The following is a 16,588-nucleotide window of genomic DNA, read 5'->3' as shown; positions in this document are numbered from 1 at the left end:
AACTGGTCCCCGCTTCCTGCAACGCTACCCGAGGCCGCCTGATGGCAACCGTTACCCATGTCTGCACCCTCGACTACGTCGCCAAGATGCTGGGCGAAGATCCCGAGCTTCTCGAAGCAATCGTCTACAATGACGACAACCTGAGCTATGGCTCGATCATCAGCGTCTATACCGGACCGGACGACACCATCACCGCCCTGACCGATGATGCCATCGATGAGCTAAAAGACATGCTCAGGGACGCGCGCATCACCACCGAAAACTGGCACGCCTTCCTCGACGACTTCGTCGATGACGCAGAACTCGTCGCCCGTATCAAGGCACAGTCACCGCGGTAACAACCGGCCGGTTACGATGCAACCAACCCTGTCATGAAAACTTCATTGGAAGATGTCAGATGGTTCTTATATTCAGGAAATATGGAAATTGACGCAGCAACCCGCCTCTTCTCTGCCCTTGGGCATACCGGACGCCTTCTGGTTTTCCGCCTGCTGATGCGCCATGCCCCGCATGGGGTGCGGCCAACCGAAATCGCAGAAGCGCTGGGGCTCAAGCAGAACACACTCTCGCATTACCTTGCCGAACTTGAAGCGGCAGGGCTTGTTCGTTCGGAACGGCATGGCAGGTCCATCCACTATGCTGCCGACATCGAAACCGCTGCCGCGCTTATCGCCTATCTGTTCGCCGACTGCGGTCGCAGCCGACCAGAGTTGTCTTCACCCTTTCTCGCCCAGCCGGAACCGATCATGCCGCAAAAAACCTATAACGTGCTGTTCATCTGTTCGGGCAACTCGGCCCGGTCAATTTTCGCCGAAGCCCTGATGCGTGATCTGGGTGAAGGGCGTTTCAATGCCTATTCGGCAGGAACCCGCCCCAATTCCGAACTGAATCCCTTCGCCCTCGATGTGCTGGCCCGCAATGACCACCATGTGGAAGGGCTTCGGTCCAAACATCTTTTGGAATTTCAGAAAGATGGGGCGCCGAAAATGGACTTCGTGTTCACGGTCTGCGATACCTCCGCAGCCGAGGAATGCCCGCCTTGGCCCGGCCAACCGATCAGTGGCCATTGGGGCCTGCCTGATCCCGTGAAGGTGACGGGAACTGCCGCCGAAAAGAGCCTTGCTTTTGCGCAGACCTATGCGGGGCTGCGTCGGCGCATCACAGCCTTCGCCGCGCTGCCGATCGAGCAGCTTGACCGGATCGCCCTGCAAAAACAGGTGGATCGGATCGGCTTGGACCAAGATTGAGGAAAACATGACCCGCATCGCAATCAACGGACTTGGCCGCATTGGCAAACTTGCCCTGCGCGACCTGATCGAACAGGGGATCGAGGGCGAAATCGTCCTGCTGAACGACCCGATGGGCGACCCGGAACAACACGCCCTGTTGATGGAGTTCGACTCTGTGCACGGCCGCTGGAAAGCCGGCATCACCCATGACGCCGAAAGCCTGACACTGAACGGCCAGCGCATCCTCTTGACCCAGGTAAAGCGCATCGAAGATCTGCCGCTGGCCGCGTTGGGTGTCGATCTGGTGATCGATTGTACAGGCGTGTTCAAGACGGCGGCCAAAGTGATGCCCTATTATGCGGCGGGCGTGAAAAAGGTTGTCGTCTCTGCTCCGGTCAAGGATGGCGGGGCTCTGAACCTTGTCTATGGGGTGAACCACCACCTGTACGACCCTGCGCAGCACCATCTTGTCACCGCTGCCAGTTGCACGACCAATTGCCTTGCCCCCGTGGTCAAGGTGATCCACGAGACGATCGGCATCCGCCATGGCTCGATCACCACGATCCATGACGTGACGAACACGCAAACCATCGTGGACCGCCCGGCGAAGGACATGCGCCGCGCGCGCTCGGCGCTGATGAACCTGATCCCCACCACCACGGGCAGCGCCACGGCGATCACCCTGATCTACCCGGAATTGAAGGGACGGCTGAACGGCCATGCCGTGCGCGTGCCGCTGCTGAATGCCTCGCTCACCGATTGTGTCTTCGAGGTGGAGCGCGCCACCACAGTCGAAGAGGTCAATGGTCTGTTCAAGGCCGCAGCGGAGGGGCCGCTGAACGGGATCCTTGGCTATGAAACCCGGCCGCTCGTCTCGACCGACTATGTCGATGATCCCCGCTCGGCGATCATCGACGCCGGATCGACCATGGTGATCAACGGTACTCAGGTGAAGATCTATGCCTGGTACGACAATGAATGGGGCTATGCCTGCCGTCTGGCAGATGTGGCCCGGCTTGTTTCTGCCGGTCTCTGACCCCCTTTCTTCATCGCGCCCATGGGGCCGGGGCTGACAGCGCCCGGCACCATGGCTTCCGAAAGGCGCCCCATGCCCACGGCCAATCCGATCCGCGCCTATATGGCGGTAACTGCTGCCTATTGGACGTTCATGTTGTCCGATGGCGCACTCCGAATGCTGGTCCTCCTGCATTTCAACGGGCTGGGCTTCAGCCCGATCCAGCTTGCCTGGCTGTTTCTGCTGTATGAGGCGGCCGGGATGGTGACGAATCTGGCAGCCGGCTGGATTGCCGCGCGTTTTGGGCTGGCTGTCACGCTTTATGCGGGGCTGGGGCTGCAGATTGCCGCGCTGTCCGTGTTGACGCAGCTTGATCCGGCATGGAGCGTGGGTGCCTCGGTCCTGTTCGTGATGGCGGTGCAGGGGGCCAGTGGCGTCGCCAAGGATCTGGCCAAGATGTCGTCAAAATCGGCGGTCAAGCTGCTGGCGCCGAAAGGGGATGGCACACTGTTCCGCTGGGTGGCACTGCTGACCGGGTCAAAGAACGCCGTCAAGGGGTTAGGGTTTTTTCTGGGTGCGGCGCTTTTGGCGGTCGTTGGTTTTGATGCTGCCATCTGGGGCATGGCGGGAGTTCTGGCCGTGATCCTGATCGCGGTCGCGGCTTTTCTGCCGCCGGGACTGCCCGCAGGAAACAAGGGCGCGAAGTTCTCTGCGGTCTGGTCCACCGATACACGGATCAACCGGCTTTCGCTTGCACGGATGTTCCTGTTCGGCGCGCGGGATGTGTGGTTTGTGGTGGGCATCCCGCTCTACTTTCAGTCCATCCTGTCAGACGGCACCCCTGACAGCCGCCGCGCGGCATTCTTTCTGATCGGAGGATTCATGGCGCTGTGGATCATCGCCTATGGTGCGGTACAGGCTGCGGCCCCCACGCTGCTGAATGCCAAGGGCAGGCCCGAATCCGAGATTATTGGCAAAGCCATTGCCTGGGCAGCGTGGCTGACACCCATTCCCTTTGCGTTGGCCTTGGCCGCTCTTGTCGCAGGGGAACCCGCGCTCTGGCTGACACTGACGATCACGGCGGGCCTCTTGCTGTTCGGGTATGTCTTCGCAGTGAATTCCTCGGTCCATTCTTACCTGATCCTTGCCTTTTCTGGTGAGGACCGGGTAACCATGGATGTCGGATTCTACTATATGGCGAATGCGGCGGGGCGGCTTCTGGGTACTTTGCTGTCGGGCGTGAGCTATCAACTGGGCGGGCTGCCGCTCTGTCTGGCCACGGCGGGGGTGATGGCCGGGGCAAGTTGGTTTTCTGCCCGCCTATTGCGGTAAGCGAACATCCTATCAATACATTGATGAAATTCATTTTCACCAACGCGCCTAGCAGGCAGAATGCGCCGCTGCATCCCCGGCTGGTACCGGGTAGCAGAGCGGTGCCGCCTATCCCGCAGGGTGTACCCGGATTCTGTCAGTGGCGGAAATCTTCGCTGCGGATGCCGTGACGGGTTAGCTTGTCGTAAAAAGTCTTGCGCGGCAGTTTCAGCCGCGCCATGGCCGCCGTTGCATTACCCCGGCTCAGCCGCAGCGCATCGCGGATCAGATGCGCCTCGTACCGGGCCACCTGATCCGACAGGCCCGCCGCAGCCTCGAGGCCCGGCGCGGGCCCGGCGTCGAGACCCAGGGCATAGCGTTCGGCATAATGCAGCAATTCACGCACATTGCCCGGCCAGTCATGCGCGGCAAGATGCGCCGTCAGTTCCGGTGTCAGCGGCGGCACCGGGCGTTTCAGCCGGGCAGCGGCAGCCAGCAGGAAATGCTGGAACAGCAAAGGGACATCCGACCGACGGTCGGCCAGCGGCGGCACATGCAGCAGCACCCCGCTCAGCCGATAGAACAGATCCGCCCGGAAAGCACCTGTGCGCACCAGTTGCGCCAGATCGGCGCGGCTCGTTGCGATCACCTGCATATCCAGCGGGCGGGCCGCCTCGGCCCCTGGCAGCCAGATCTCGCGCGCTTCGATCAGTGTCAGGAAGCGGGCCTGAAGGGCGGGCGACAAGGCCTCGATCCCGTCAAGAAACAGCGTGCCGCGATGCGCCCGTTCCAGTCGCCCGGGGCGGCGGGCCACCCGCGACAGCTCGCCGCGCAGACCCGCCTCGATACCAAGAAACTCTGACTCGAACCGCTCTTCGTTGATCGTGGCGCAGTTGACCTGCACCAGGGGCCGCGCTCGGCGTGGCCCGGCACGGTGCAAGGCGCGGGCCAGCGCCTCTTTTCCCACGCCGCTGTCGCCGGTGATCAGCACATCCACCCCCGCCTCGGCCACCCGCAGCGCCGTTTCGCGCAGATGGGTCATCACCCCGGAATCGCCGATCAGCAAGCCGCCCGCCGTATCCCCTGCCGCCTGCATCTGCCGCAGCATCCGGTTTTCCAGCACCAGCCGCCGTGCGGCCACCGCGCGGCGCAGTGTGGCCTCCAGCGTGGTCAGCGCTACGGGTTTGGTCAGGAAATCATAGACGCCATTCTTCAGGGCCTGCACCGCCATCGGCACATCCCCGTGCCCGGTCAGCAGCATCACCGGAAGATCCGGGTCGATGGCCTGCAACCGTGCGAACAAGTCCAACCCGTCCATGCCCGGCATCCGCACATCGGTCAGCACAACACCCGGATAATCGGCCGTCATGCCGCGCAGCGAGTCTTCGGCGCGGTTGAACGGTTCCACCGTGAACCCCGCGATGCGCAGCCCCTGCACCTGCGCCGCCAGCAGATCTTGGTCATCATCGACCAGCCGCACCAGCCCTGTCATGGCTGTGCCCGCCGCAGTTCCAGATGGAACGTGGCCCCCTGACCCGGCGCAGGCGGATCGGCCCAGAGCCGCCCGCCAAAGTCGCGCGCGATGTCATGGGCAATCACCAGCCCAAGGCCAAGGCCCTGCGGCTTGGTCGTCTGGAATGGCGTGAAAAGCTGCGCAGCCACCTCGGGTGCAAGGCCGGGGCCGTTATCTGCGACGGTCAGCACCACCCGGTCCGGTCCCTCTTGCAGCGTCACGCGGATTTCCGGCTGCGCGACACCCGCCACCGCCTCATGCGCATTCTGCAACAGGTTCACCAGCACCTGTTCCAGCCGCACGCCTTCGGCCATGACGTTCAGATCCGGGGGGATATGCGGATGGATCAGCCGCACATCGCTGGGCCGCAAGCGGCTGGCCGACAGCAGGATCGAAGCGTCGTAAGGGTCTTTCAGCGCCACAGGCTCTGTCCGGCCGCTGGCCTTGCGGGCGAAGCTGCGCAATTCGGTGGTGATATGGCCGATGCGATCTGACATGCGCACGATGGTGCCCAGATTGCCCTCCACATCCGAGACCCCTGCAGGCAACAGCGCCAGAGCGTTTTCCGCCAACAGCCGGATGGTGGCCAGTGGCTGGTTGATCTCATGCGCCACGCCTGCGGTGATCTGGCCCAGCGCCGCCAGTTTGTTGGCCTGCACCAGATCGCCCTGCAGGCTGCGCAGCCGTTGCTCCGCCGCCTCCCGCTCCTGCATCTCGGCTGACAGGGCGCGGGTACGGTCGGCCACCTCGCGCTCCAGATCCGCGCGATAGCGGCGCTCGGCCTCGACAGCCGCAGCGGCGCGGCGCCTGCGGCGACCCAGCCGCGCCAGCATGAAAGCCGCGACCACCAGCGCCAGCGCCATCGCCACCGCCGCCAAGGCCGCCACCTGCCGCACCGGCGCCAGTGAACTGCGGATCACCAACTGCCATTGGGTGGCTGGCAGACCCAGACTGATCTGCAGATCCGAGCCGTTATCAGGCGGCATCGGTTGAAAGCGCAGGTTCGGCCGCGTGGTCAGCAGGATCTGCCCCGCGCCGTCCACCACATGCGTCACCTCGCCTGCCCGCATCCAGGTCGCCTCGATCGCATCAAACTCCACCTTGACGACCACGACCCCGACCGTTTGCCCGCCCTCCATCACGCGATGCGACAGATACAGCCCCGGCCGGTGGCTGACCGTGCCCAGCGCAAATTGCTGCGCCGTGCCATCCCGCAGCGCGTGAATGAAGTAGTCGCGAAAACTGTAATCCTCGCCCACGAAAGACACGGGCTCATCCCAGTTCGAAGCCGCAACGGCCACCCCGCGCAGATCCAGCACATAGATCACGGTGCTGGCCGTCTCTTGCCGCAACCGTTCCAGCTTGCGCGACATCGCCTCGATCTGCGGCGCGGTCGGCAGGCGCAGCCCCGCGATGATCAGCCCGTCATCGGCAAGGATACCTGCCACTGCGCGTTGCTTGTCCAACTCTGCCGTCAGCGCCTGCGCCCGCGATTGCGCGCTGAACTGCAGGTCTTGTGTCAACCGGGCCAAGGCGGCGGTGCCTGCAAGGCGATAGGTTCCCGCCAGACAGATCAGCGCCACAAGCAGCGCAAGGCCAATATGAAGCGGGCGGCGCAGCATGGGATACCCGGAATCTATGTGCGAATTTCCGCACATGATGAAAATTCATGTGCGGAAAATGAAACACTTGCACCGCACGTTCTTTCACTGATCGCCCGATGAATCAAGGAATTACCGAAATCTGCGGCTTTTTTGGTCATCCAGCGGCACCTCCGTATGCTGAGGCATCACAAAACTGACATTGCAGGTTGGAGGAGACCACATGCATCTGGATCACGCGACACCCGCCCTACCGGCCCCACGGCCATTCTATCGGCACCTGTATTTTCAGGTCATCCTGGCAATCACCATCGGCGCTTTCATCGGGCATTTCCAGCCCGATCTCGGCGTGTCGCTGAAACCGTTGGGGGACGGGTTCATCAAACTGGTCAAGATGATCATCTCGCCGGTGATCTTCCTGACCATCGTCACGGGTCTGGCCGGGATGGGCAGCCTGAAGGGTGTGGGGTCGGTGCTGTGGAAATCCATGGCCTATTTCCTGACCTTCTCCACCCTTGCGCTGATCGTCGGGCTGATCGTGGCCAATGTGGTGCAGCCGGGCGCGGGCATGAACATCGACGTGGCCTCGCTGGATGCGGGCAAGGTGACCGAATACGCCTCCAAGGCGCATGCAACCACGCTCACCGGCTTTGTGCTGGATGTGATCCCGACCACCTTCACCTCGGCCTTTGTCGAGGGTAACATCCTGCAGGTGCTGTTCATCGCCATCATCTTTGGCGTGGGCCTGATCCTTGTGGGCGAGAAAGCCCGCCCGGTCATCACCCTGTTCGAAGCGGCCAGCCATGTCGTGTTCCGCGTGGTGGACATCCTGATGAAGGCCGCCCCGATCGGTGCTTTCGGGGCTTTTGCCTTCACCATCGGCAAATATGGCGTGGGCTCGATCATCAACCTCGCCGCGCTCGTCGGCACCTTCTATCTGACCGCCGCCGTCTTCATCATCGTGATCCTCGGGCTGGTCTGCGTTGCCAACGGCTTTTCGATCTTCCGGCTGATCAGCTATCTGAAAGCTGAAATCCTGCTGGTTCTGGGCACGTCTTCTTCGGAATCTGCGCTGCCCAGCCTGATGGAGAAGATGGAGAAAGCCGGCTGCGCCCGCCCCGTCGTGGGACTTGTCGTGCCGACCGGCTATTCCTTCAATCTGGATGGCACCAATATCTACATGACGCTGGCAGCCCTGTTCATCGCACAGGCCACCAACACCGCGCTGTCGCTGGAACAGCAAATCCTGCTGCTGCTGGTCGCCATGCTGTCGTCGAAAGGCGCCGCCGGGGTGACCGGGGCCGGGTTCATCACGCTGGCCGCCACCCTGTCGGTCGTGCCGACGGTGCCGATTGCGGGCATGGCGATCATTCTGGGCGTGGATCGTTTCATGTCGGAATGCCGCTCTATCACCAACTTCATCGGCAATGCCGTAGCGACGGTGGTGGTCAGCCGCTGGGAAGGCGCACTGGACCGCACCGCCTTCAACGCCGCCTTGAATGGTGACGCCCCGCGCGCACCCTTTGCGGGACCCGGCGATCTGCACGCCCCGGCGGGCCTGCAACTGGGCGAGGCCAGCGCCGACTGAACACGCCCGCCCCTGCCTGAAACGGCCGCGCCCTTACCGGCGCGGCCGTCTGCGCTTGCGGGCCTGCTCCCCTGCAAGCGTTCAGCAGATCACCGGCAGGCAGGCGCGCTTCATCACCGTTTCCATCACGAATTTCGAGGTGATGCTGCGCAGCGGCACCGTTTCGGCCAGCCGCATATAGATCGCGTCATAGGCTGCCATGTCCGCCACCACGATGCGCAGCAGATAATCCGAGGCACCGCCCAGCCGCAGCACCTCCATGATCTCGGGGATCTTTGCCACGGCGGCCATGAAGGTTTCGCGCCAGTCGGCGGTATGATCCAGCGCTTCGATCTCGGCCAGCACGGTCAGGCCCAACCCCAGCTTGGCGGGATCGACCAGCGCCACCCGGCCAAGGATGACCCCGGCCCCTTCCAGCTTCTGCACCCGTTTCCAGCACGGGGTCTGCGACAGCCCTACCCGGTCGGCCAGTTGCGCGATGGGCAGGGTGGCGTCGCGCTGCAGTTCGGTGACGATCTTGCGGTCGATCTGATCCATGGTCAGGCCAGAATGAAATCGCGCACGAAGGCCGAGGCCGGGCGGGCGCGGATATCTTGCGGGCGGCCGATCTGCTCGATCCGGCCCATCGACATGACCACGACCAGATCGGCCAGTTCCATCGCCTCTTCCTGATCATGGGTCACGAAAATCGTGGTCAGTCCGGTTTCGTCGTGGATGTCGCGCAGACCCTGCCGCAGTTCCTTGCGCACCTTGGCATCCAGCGCGCCGAAGGGTTCATCCAGCAGCAGCATCCGCGGCTCGATCGCCAGCGCACGGGCCAGCGCCACGCGCTGCCGCTGGCCACCCGACAACTGGGTCGGATAGCGGCTGCCAATCTCCGGAAGCTGGATCAGATCCAGCAAGCGCGCCACCCGCCGCGCAATTTCTGCCGCGGGCGGGCGGGCATGGCGCGGGCGGGCCTTCAGACCGTAGGCGATGTTTTCAAACACCGTCATGTGCCGGAACAGGGCATAGCTTTGAAACACGAAACCCGCGCGCCGTTCCTGCACGCTCAGGCCCGTGGCGTCCTGCCCGTCGAACCGCACCCGGCCCGCCGTAGGGAGTTCAAGCCCGCCCAGAATACGCAGCAGCGTCGTCTTGCCGGAGCCGGATGGGCCCAATAACGCCACCAGCGCCCCCGAGGGCAGGGTCAACGACACCGGATGCAGTGCCGCAGTTTCACCGAAGAGTTTGGAGATTTCGTCGATTTCGATCTGCATGGCGGCCCTCAATGGCGGTGGGTTGCGGCAAGCTGGTCGGCATATCGCCATTCCAGCGCGGATTTCAGGCAGAGCGTGACAAGCGCCAGCACCGCCAGCAGCGCCGCCATCGAAAAGGCGGCGACCGAAAGGTATTCGTTATACAGCATCTCGATGGTGATCGGCATGGTCGCGGTCTGACCGCGGATTTTGCCCGACACCACGGCCACCGCGCCAAATTCACCCATGGCGCGGGCATTGGCCAACAATACCCCATACAGCAGCGCCCAGCGGATATTGGGCAGCGTCACCGTCAGGAACACCCGCCAGCCGCCCGCGCCCAGCGTCAGCGCCGCTTCCTCCTCCACCCGACCCTGTTCGATCATCACCGGGATCAGTTCACGCGCGACAAACGGGAAGGTCACGAACAGCGTGGCCAGCACGATGCCCGGCAGCGCAAAGACAATGGGCCAGCCATTGGCCACCAGCCAGCCGCCCAGCGTGGCATTGGCCCCGAAGGTCAGCACGATGCAGAGGCCCGCTACCACGGGCGACACCGAGAAGGGCAGGTCGATCAGCGTGATCAGCAGCGCCTTGCCGCGAAAGCTGAACTTCGTCACCAGCCAGGCGGCGGCAATGCCGAAGCCCGCGCTTAGCGGCACAGCACAGCCTGCCACGATCAGCGTGAGGCGGATCGCGGACCAGGCATCCGGGGCGGTCAGGCTGTGCAGTGCGGCACCGACCCCTTTTGCCAGCGCCTCGGCAAAGACGGTGGCCAGCGGCGCCAGCACCAGCACCCCCAACCCGGCGACCGCAAGAAGGATCAGCACCAGCCGTGCGGCGGGGGCCTCGGTCGTGGCGGGGCGAAAGCGGCTTTGCGTGATATCAGACATGCCCGATCCTCCGACGGCTCCAGATCTGGATGAGATTGATGGCGAACAGCATCGAGAAAGAGATCACCAGCATGGCGATGCCGATCGAAGCGGCGCCGTCATAGTCGAACTCCTCCAGCTTGATGACGATCAACAGCGGCGCGATCTCGGTCTGCAGCGGCAGGTTTCCGGCGATGAAGATGACCGAGCCGTATTCCCCGACCGCCCGCGCCAGTGCCAGCGCAAAGCCGGTCAGCGTGGCGGGCATCAGCATCGGCAGGATGACCCGGCGCAGCGTGTGCAGGCGCGTGGCCCCCAGCGTGGCCGAGGCTTCTTCGACCTCGCGCTCGATCTCCTCCACCACCGGCTGCACGGTGCGGGTGACAAAGGGCAGGCCCACGAAGATCAGCGCGATCAGGATGCCCCATTGGGTATAGGCGATGCGCAGGCCGACCTCTTTTGCCAGCGATCCGAACAGGCCGTTGGGCGCGTAAAGCGCGGTCAGCGCGATGCCCGCAACGGCGGTGGGCAGCGCGAAGGGCAGATCCACCGCCGCATCCAGAATGCGCCGCCCCGGAAAGCGATAGCGCGCCAGAACCCAGGCCAGCAGCACGCCGAACACCAGATTGACCAGTGCCGCCAGCAGCGACATGCGGAACGACAGCAGCAGCGCCGCCCAGACCCGTTCGCGGTTCACCGCCTCCCACACATTGAAAACGCCGAAACTGGCGCCCTTCATCAGAAGGGCGCCGATCGGCAGGAACACGACCAGTGACAGCATCGTCACGGTGATCCCCATGCTCAGCCCAAGGCCGGGCATGGGGGAACGCTGGATGAAGGGGCGTGCCATGCCGGGCCTCACTTCGCGGTATAGATCTGGTCGAAGATGCCGCCGTCGCCGAAATGTTCAGGTTGTGCTTTGGCCCAGCCGCCGAAATGCGCGATGTCCACCAGATCCAGCTTCGGGAAGCGGGCCACATCCGCCGGATCGGCCAACGAGCTGTCCCAGGCGCGATAGAAGTTGCGGAAGGCAATCGCCTGCCCTTCGGGGCTGTAGAGGAAATCCAGATAGGCCGTGGCCAGTTCGCGTTGGGTGTCAGACCCGATATTGCCCTCCACCAGCGCGACCGGCGGTTCTGCCAGAACCGAAACCGAAGGCACCACGATGTCGAACTGATCCTCGCCCAGTTCCTTCAGCGCCAGATGCGCTTCGTTTTCCCAGGCCAGCAGCACGTCACCGATGCCCCGCTGGGCAAAGGTCGTGGTCGCCCCACGTGCGCCGCTGTCCAGCACCGGCACATGTTTGAACAGGTCGCCCACGAAGGTCTTGGGGTCTTGGCCGTTCTTTTCGGCCCAGGCCCAGGCGGCCAGATAGTTCCAGCGCGCGCCGCCACTGGTTTTCGGGTTCGGCGTGATCACCTCTACCCCGTCGGCCACCAGATCACCCCAGTCCTTCACCCCCTTCGGGTTGCCCTCACGCACCAGGAACACGATGGTCGAGGTGTAGGGGGACGAATTATGCGGCAGTTTCGCCTGCCAGTCTTCCGGCAGCTTGCCCGCCTTGGCGATCTTGTCGATGTCCGAGGCCAGCGCCAGCGTCACCACTTGCGCCGAAAGCCCGTCGATCACCGCCCGCGCCTGCGCCCCCGATCCGCCATGAGAGGTTTCGATCTGCGGTGCCTCGTGACCCGCTGCCAGCCATTGCGCGGTGAAGGCCTCGTTGACCTCACGGTACAACTCGCGCGTGGGGTCATAGCTGACATTCAACAGGGTTTCGGCTTCGGCCTGCGGTGTGGCCGCAATCAGCAGCGCCGCCAGTGCCGAGGCCACGACGCCCCGCACGATCCGCGGTACCGGCCAGCCGACATGAACCTGACGACCGGTCGAAATTTCCAGACGGCCATCGGGCAGCTCGTTCACCACGGCGCCTTGGGCGAAGATATGCTCGGTCACCTTGATCGTTCTGAACATGGCGTTCTCCTGTGAATGCAGTTTGTGCATTAATCTCGACACAAGTAGTCGATATTTTCAACAGGAAAATCACGCTCAATTTTGTCGTAATTATAGAATGGCATTCTCCCCAGCCGTCGGAGGGCAGTGATTCGTCCGTCGCACCTGAAATTCAAGCGGCCTGACGCCGAGAATCACTTTGCGTCGGCAGAGGCGGCAAACGCAGGCGGGCGGGGCATCACAATGCCCCGCCCGAACCTGTCAGACCCGCTCCAACGCGATGGCGATGCCCTGGCCGACCCCGATGCACATGGTCGCCAACGCACGCTTGCCGCCCGTCTGCAACAGCTCCAGCGCGGCCGTGCCCGTCAACCGGGCACCCGACATGCCCAGCGGATGGCCCAGCGCAATGGCCCCGCCATTGGGGTTCACCCGCGGGTCATCATCGGCGATGCCCAGATCGCGGAGGGTGGCCAGCCCCTGCGCAGCAAAAGCCTCGTTCAACTCGATCACGTCGAAATCGGCCTGCCCCAGACCCAGCCGCGCCATCAGCTTTTTCGACGCGGGCGCCGGGCCGAACCCCATGATGCGCGGCTCCACCCCCGCCATGCCGCCGCCCAGCACCCGGGCAATGGGCGTCAGGCCATGGCGCTGCGCCGCCGCAGCACTGGCGAGGATCAGCGCCGCCGCCCCGTCATTCACGCCACTGGCATTGCCCGCCGTGACCGAGCCGTTGGGAAACAGCGGCTTCAGCTTGGCCAGTGCCTCGGGCGTGGTGGCGCGGGGATGTTCGTCGCGGTCCACCACCAGTGCATCGCCCTTGCGCTGTGGGATGGTGACCGGCGTGATTTCCAGCGCCAGCCGCCCGTTGGCCTGTGCCACAGCGGCCTTGGCCTGACTGGACAATGCCATCGCATCCTGCGCCGCCCGGCTGATGCCAAAGTCGTCGGCAACATTCTGCCCGGTCTGCGGCATGGAATCGACGCCATATTGCGCCTTCATCAGCGGGTTGATGAAGCGCCAGCCGATGGTCGTATCGTGGATTTCCGCACTGCGGGAAAAGGCGGTTTCCGCCTTGGGCATCACGAAGGGCGCGCGGCTCATGCTTTCCACGCCGCCCGCAACGATCAGCTCGGCCTCGCCCGCCTTGATCGCCCGTGCTGCCATGATCACTGCGTCCATGCCCGATCCGCACAGCCGGTTGATCGTTGTGCCGCTGACCGTCACCGGCAGGCCTGCCAGCAGCGCCGACATGCGTGCGACATTGCGGTTATCCTCGCCCGCCTGATTGGCGCAGCCGAAGATCACGTCATCGACCGCCGCCCAGTCCACCCCGGCGTTGCGCGCCATCAGCGCCCGCAACGGCACCGCGCCCAGATCATCGGCCCGTACCGAAGACAGCGCCCCGCCAAACCGCCCGATCGGCGTGCGGATATAGTCACAGATGAAAACGTCGGTCATGTCACAGCTCCGGCACGATCAGGTCGCCGACATCGCCTTGCAGCAAGAGCGCAGCGCCGGTCAGGGATTGCAGTTCATCCAGCGACAACGCCGGCAGTTTTTCACGCAGCACGAAGCGGCCACCTTCGATGTCGATCACCGCGAGGCTGGTATAGACCCGCGTCACACAGCCGACCCCGGTCAGCGGCAGGGTGCAGCGCTCTACCAGTTTGGGCTTGCCGTCCTTGGTGACATGCTCGGTGATCACCGCCACACGCTTGGCGCCATGCACCAGATCCATGGCGCCGCCCACGGCAGGCACGCCTTTCGGCCCGGTGCTCCAGTTCGCCAGATCGCCGGTCTGCGCCACCTGATAGGCGCCGAGAATCGCCACATCCAGATGCCCGCCCCGCACCATCGCAAAGCTGTCGGCATGATGGAAAAACGCCGAGCCGGGCTTCAGCGTGACCGCCTTCTTGCCCGCATTGATCAGATCCCAGTCTTCCTGCCCTTCAGGCGGGGCCTCGCCGAAATCCAGCACGCCGTTTTCGGTGTGAAAGATCGCCTGCCGCCCGGGCGGCTGGAACTTCGCCACCATTTCGGGAAAGCCGATGCCCAGATTGACATAGGCGCCATCCGCAATGTCCTGCGCCGCGCGCCAGGCGATCTGTGCGTTGGAAAGTTTGGTCAGGGTCATGGATAGGTCGCTCCGGCACGGTTGAGCAGTTCTTCCTGCTGCGGTTCAGACACTTCGACGAGCGCCGAGACAAAGATGCCCGGGGTCACCACCGCTTCGGGGTCAATGCCGCCCAGCGGCACGATGCGGCTGACCTGCACAACCGTGCGCTCCGCCGCCATGCACATCAGCGGGTTGAAATTCCGCGCCGCCATCCGATAGGTCAGGTTGCCATGGGGGTCGCCCAGCTCCGCCTTGATCAGCGCGACATCGGCTTTCAGCCAGCGTTCCTGCACATAGGACCGCCCGTCGAATTCGGCCACCGGCTTGCCCTCGGCCAGATCGGTGCCAAAGCTCGTGGGGGTGTAAAACGCCGGAATCCCCGCCCCGCCCGCGCGGATGCGTTCGGCCAATGTGCCCTGCGGCACCAGTTCCAGCGCGATTTGCCCCGCCAGATACCGTTCGGTGAACACCCGCGGATCGGCGGACCGTGGGAAGGAACAGATCATCTTGCGCACCATGCCCTGTTCGATCATCGCCGCGATGCCGACATGGCCATTGCCCGCGTTGTTGTTGATGACGGTCAGGTCTTTCGGGCTGCCGGTCGCCAGAAACCTGTCGATCAGCGCGTGAATCAGCTCGATCGGCGCGCCAGAGCCGCCGAACCCGCCGATCATCACCGTGGCGCCATCGCCGATTCCGGCGACCGCCTCGGCCAATGTGGCAATGCGTTTGTCCATGGGATCTCCTTTTGCAGCGAAAGGCTTCGCTCGCCGGACCCTAGGCACGGTCGGGGCGAGTGGATAGCAATTTCGTGCGGATGTTGACATTTGTTCAATATCCGCAGAATGCTGTGCGGATGCTGAACAAAACCGACATGATCGCCTCATTGGCCAAGGGTCTGCGCGTCATCGAATGTTTCCGCGCCGAACGCCCGCGACTCGCCATCGCCGAGGTTGCCGAGATGACCGGGCTGGACCGCGCGACGGCGCGGCGTTGCCTGCTGACCCTGCACGAGCTGGGCTATGCCGATTACGACGGCAAGTTCTTCACCCTGACGCCGCGGGTGTTGCGGCTGGGCATGGGCGCGCTGGCCTCCATGGCGCTGCCGCAACTTGTGCAGCCCTGGCTGGACCAGTTGTCGGAGCAGATCGGCCAAAGCTGTTCGGTCGCCGTGCTGGACGAAACCGAAATCGTCTATGTCGCGCGGGCGGCACAGCGGCGGGTGATGACCATCGGCCTGATGCCCGGTTCGCGTCTGCCAGCGCATTGCACCTCGATGGGGCGGGTTCTGCTGGCCGCCCTGCCCGAGGCCGAGGCCCGCGCCTTGCTCGACCGTTCGGATCTGGCGCCGCGCACGCCCTTCAGCCTCGCCACCCCGGACGAGATCATGGCCCGTCTGGCACAGGTCCGCGCCGAAGGCCATGCGGTGATCGACCAAGAGGTAGAGTTGGGCCTGCGTTCGCTGGCGGTGCCGCTGCTGGATGCGCGGGGGCGGGTTGTGGCCGCACTCAACACCGGGGTTGCGGCCGTTCAGGCGGCGCCAGAAGATTTGCCGCGTCTGTATCTGCCCGCGATGCTGCGGGTGCAGGACGCCCTGCGCAGGGTGCTGCGCTGAGGTCAATTATGGAATACCATAAGACAGTCTACCAAACCACCTTGCAAACGCCCCCTTCACGCCCTAGCCTGCCAAGCAGTGGATCGCCCATGACCGACGCGCCTGTATCTGGCTTGGCCCCGGCCTTGCTGTCGGCGTTCGGGAAAATGGTGGGGCCACGCCCCTCACAGCCGCCCGCAGCCAAAGGCAATATGCCCCCCGCCCGCTGAAATCCGCAAGGAGCACCTGATCTGATGCCTGCCTACTGGATCGCCCATGTCACCGTCACTGACCCGGAGCGCTATGCGCAGTATCGGGCCGCCACCCCTGCCGCCATTGCCCGCTTTGGTGGCCGCTTCCTTGCCCGGGGGGGCGAATCCGATGTGCTGGAAGGCCCGGCGCTAGATCGGCACGTTCTCATCGTCTTCCCCGACCTTGCCGCCGCACGGGCCTGCTATGCCTCGGCGGAATATCAGGCAGCCAAGGCCAACCGCGACGGCGCCTGCATCGCACATGTGGTCATCGTGGACGGCGCCCCCGACGCCTGAGCGGGCCTCA

17 protein-coding genes are annotated in these 16,588 nt (G+C 64.0%); 7 read left to right on the top strand and 10 right to left on the bottom strand.

Features of this window, described 5'->3' with window-relative positions; genetic code table 11:
- The 4 genes from BMX43_RS02010 to arsJ form a co-directional block, all read left to right on the top strand.
- A partial coding sequence (locus BMX43_RS02010; protein ID WP_245749343.1) for a hypothetical protein occupies positions 1-338 on the top strand: 338 nt, incomplete at its 5' end.
- 81 nt (positions 339-419) lie between these two features.
- Positions 420-1,247: a metalloregulator ArsR/SmtB family transcription factor gene (locus tag BMX43_RS02005; RefSeq protein WP_091296025.1), complete on the top strand. Its 828-nt coding sequence runs from the start codon at positions 420-422 to the stop codon at positions 1,245-1,247.
- 7 nt (positions 1,248-1,254) lie between these two features.
- Positions 1,255-2,265: an ArsJ-associated glyceraldehyde-3-phosphate dehydrogenase gene (locus tag BMX43_RS02000; protein WP_091296022.1), complete on the top strand. Its 1,011-nt coding sequence runs from the start codon at positions 1,255-1,257 to the stop codon at positions 2,263-2,265.
- Between the two features lie 72 nt (positions 2,266-2,337).
- The gene (gene arsJ / locus BMX43_RS01995) at positions 2,338-3,576 is read left to right on the top strand and encodes an organoarsenical effux MFS transporter ArsJ (RefSeq protein ID WP_091297082.1); all 1,239 of its coding nucleotides are present in this window, start codon (positions 2,338-2,340) and stop codon (positions 3,574-3,576) included.
- A gap of 136 nt (positions 3,577-3,712) precedes the next feature.
- On the opposite strand, the gene BMX43_RS01990 is transcribed toward arsJ, so the two are convergent.
- Both BMX43_RS01990 and BMX43_RS20345 read right to left on the bottom strand, forming a co-directional pair.
- Positions 3,713-5,047, bottom strand: a complete 1,335-nt coding sequence (locus BMX43_RS01990) for a sigma-54-dependent transcriptional regulator (protein ID WP_091296019.1) — start codon at positions 5,045-5,047, stop codon at positions 3,713-3,715.
- Positions 5,044-6,690 carry a sensor histidine kinase gene (locus tag BMX43_RS20345; protein WP_281243103.1) on the bottom strand — a complete coding sequence of 549 codons (1,647 nt, stop codon included), beginning with the start codon at positions 6,688-6,690 and terminating at the stop codon, positions 5,044-5,046. The genes BMX43_RS01990 and BMX43_RS20345 overlap by 4 nt, the downstream gene beginning before the upstream one ends.
- A 202-nt stretch (positions 6,691-6,892) precedes the next feature.
- On the opposite strand from BMX43_RS20345, the gene BMX43_RS01980 reads away from it, so the two are divergent.
- Positions 6,893-8,257 (top strand): dicarboxylate/amino acid:cation symporter, encoded by a 1,365-nt coding sequence (locus BMX43_RS01980; RefSeq protein WP_091296013.1) that lies wholly within the window; start codon positions 6,893-6,895, stop codon positions 8,255-8,257.
- Positions 8,258-8,338: 81 nt separating this feature from the next.
- On the opposite strand, the gene BMX43_RS01975 is transcribed toward BMX43_RS01980, so the two are convergent.
- The 8 genes from BMX43_RS01975 to BMX43_RS01940 form a co-directional block, all read right to left on the bottom strand.
- Positions 8,339-8,794, bottom strand: coding sequence for an Lrp/AsnC family transcriptional regulator (locus tag BMX43_RS01975; RefSeq protein WP_091296011.1), 456 nt, complete (start codon positions 8,792-8,794; stop codon positions 8,339-8,341).
- Between the two features lie 2 nt (positions 8,795-8,796).
- A complete protein-coding gene (locus BMX43_RS01970; RefSeq protein WP_175481996.1) occupies positions 8,797-9,516 on the bottom strand; it encodes a sulfate/molybdate ABC transporter ATP-binding protein in 720 nt (239 codons plus the stop codon).
- An 8-nt stretch (positions 9,517-9,524) separates the two neighbouring features.
- On the bottom strand, positions 9,525-10,388 hold the full coding sequence (cysW, locus tag BMX43_RS01965; RefSeq protein ID WP_091296005.1) for a sulfate ABC transporter permease subunit CysW: 864 nt from the start codon (positions 10,386-10,388) through the stop codon (positions 9,525-9,527).
- Complete coding sequence (cysT, locus tag BMX43_RS01960) at positions 10,381-11,217, bottom strand: sulfate ABC transporter permease subunit CysT (RefSeq protein ID WP_091296002.1); 837 nt, start codon at positions 11,215-11,217, stop codon at positions 10,381-10,383. Before cysT ends, cysW begins: the two co-directional genes overlap by 8 nt.
- 8 nt (positions 11,218-11,225) lie before the next feature.
- On the bottom strand, positions 11,226-12,338 hold the full coding sequence (locus BMX43_RS01955; RefSeq protein WP_091297078.1) for a sulfate ABC transporter substrate-binding protein: 1,113 nt from the start codon (positions 12,336-12,338) through the stop codon (positions 11,226-11,228).
- Positions 12,339-12,578: 240 nt separating this feature from the next.
- The gene (gene pcaF / locus BMX43_RS01950) at positions 12,579-13,778 is read right to left on the bottom strand and encodes a 3-oxoadipyl-CoA thiolase (protein WP_091295999.1); all 1,200 of its coding nucleotides are present in this window, start codon (positions 13,776-13,778) and stop codon (positions 12,579-12,581) included.
- A gap of 1 nt (position 13,779) precedes the next feature.
- Positions 13,780-14,454 carry a 3-oxoacid CoA-transferase subunit B gene (locus BMX43_RS01945; protein ID WP_091295995.1) on the bottom strand — a complete coding sequence of 225 codons (675 nt, stop codon included), beginning with the start codon at positions 14,452-14,454 and terminating at the stop codon, positions 13,780-13,782.
- Positions 14,451-15,173: a 3-oxoacid CoA-transferase subunit A gene (locus BMX43_RS01940; RefSeq protein ID WP_091295992.1), complete on the bottom strand. Its 723-nt coding sequence runs from the start codon at positions 15,171-15,173 to the stop codon at positions 14,451-14,453. The genes BMX43_RS01945 and BMX43_RS01940 overlap by 4 nt, the downstream gene beginning before the upstream one ends.
- 119 nt (positions 15,174-15,292) lie before the next feature.
- Between BMX43_RS01940 and BMX43_RS01935 the strand changes: the two genes are divergently transcribed.
- Together BMX43_RS01935 and BMX43_RS01930 are read left to right on the top strand one after the other, a co-directional pair.
- Positions 15,293-16,051, top strand: a complete 759-nt coding sequence (locus BMX43_RS01935) for an IclR family transcriptional regulator domain-containing protein (RefSeq protein ID WP_091297075.1) — start codon at positions 15,293-15,295, stop codon at positions 16,049-16,051.
- Positions 16,052-16,284: 233 nt separating this feature from the next.
- Positions 16,285-16,578: a DUF1330 domain-containing protein gene (locus BMX43_RS01930; protein WP_091295989.1), complete on the top strand. Its 294-nt coding sequence runs from the start codon at positions 16,285-16,287 to the stop codon at positions 16,576-16,578.
- Positions 16,579-16,588 lie beyond the last annotated feature (10 nt).

Origin of the sequence: Gemmobacter aquatilis (assembly GCF_900110025.1) — a bacterium.
Lineage (GTDB): Bacteria > Pseudomonadota > Alphaproteobacteria > Rhodobacterales > Rhodobacteraceae > Gemmobacter > Gemmobacter aquatilis.
Note: the sequence above shows the minus strand (reverse complement) of the source record. Positions and strands in the feature narration are given on the sequence as shown.

Bases quoted from the DNA above. Each gene is read 5' to 3' on its own strand.
- BMX43_RS02005 (WP_091296025.1), top strand. From the start codon at position 420: ATGGAAATTGACGCAGCAACCCGCCTCTTCTCTGCCCTTGGGCATACC.
- BMX43_RS02000 (WP_091296022.1), top strand. From the start codon at position 1,255: ATGACCCGCATCGCAATCAACGGACTTGGCCGCATTGGCAAACTTGCC.
- arsJ (WP_091297082.1), top strand. From the start codon at position 2,338: ATGCCCACGGCCAATCCGATCCGCGCCTATATGGCGGTAACTGCTGCC.
- BMX43_RS01990 (WP_091296019.1), bottom strand. From the start codon at position 5,047: ATGACAGGGCTGGTGCGGCTGGTCGATGATGACCAAGATCTGCTGGCG.
- BMX43_RS20345 (WP_281243103.1), bottom strand. From the start codon at position 6,690: ATGCTGCGCCGCCCGCTTCATATTGGCCTTGCGCTGCTTGTGGCGCTG.
- BMX43_RS01980 (WP_091296013.1), top strand. From the start codon at position 6,893: ATGCATCTGGATCACGCGACACCCGCCCTACCGGCCCCACGGCCATTC.
- BMX43_RS01975 (WP_091296011.1), bottom strand. From the start codon at position 8,794: ATGGATCAGATCGACCGCAAGATCGTCACCGAACTGCAGCGCGACGCC.
- BMX43_RS01970 (WP_175481996.1), bottom strand. From the start codon at position 9,516: ATGCAGATCGAAATCGACGAAATCTCCAAACTCTTCGGTGAAACTGCG.
- cysW (WP_091296005.1), bottom strand. From the start codon at position 10,388: ATGTCTGATATCACGCAAAGCCGCTTTCGCCCCGCCACGACCGAGGCC.
- cysT (WP_091296002.1), bottom strand. From the start codon at position 11,217: ATGGCACGCCCCTTCATCCAGCGTTCCCCCATGCCCGGCCTTGGGCTG.
- BMX43_RS01955 (WP_091297078.1), bottom strand. From the start codon at position 12,338: ATGTTCAGAACGATCAAGGTGACCGAGCATATCTTCGCCCAAGGCGCC.
- pcaF (WP_091295999.1), bottom strand. From the start codon at position 13,778: ATGACCGACGTTTTCATCTGTGACTATATCCGCACGCCGATCGGGCGG.
- BMX43_RS01945 (WP_091295995.1), bottom strand. From the start codon at position 14,454: ATGACCCTGACCAAACTTTCCAACGCACAGATCGCCTGGCGCGCGGCG.
- BMX43_RS01940 (WP_091295992.1), bottom strand. From the start codon at position 15,173: ATGGACAAACGCATTGCCACATTGGCCGAGGCGGTCGCCGGAATCGGC.
- BMX43_RS01935 (WP_091297075.1), top strand. From the start codon at position 15,293: ATGCTGAACAAAACCGACATGATCGCCTCATTGGCCAAGGGTCTGCGC.
- BMX43_RS01930 (WP_091295989.1), top strand. From the start codon at position 16,285: ATGCCTGCCTACTGGATCGCCCATGTCACCGTCACTGACCCGGAGCGC.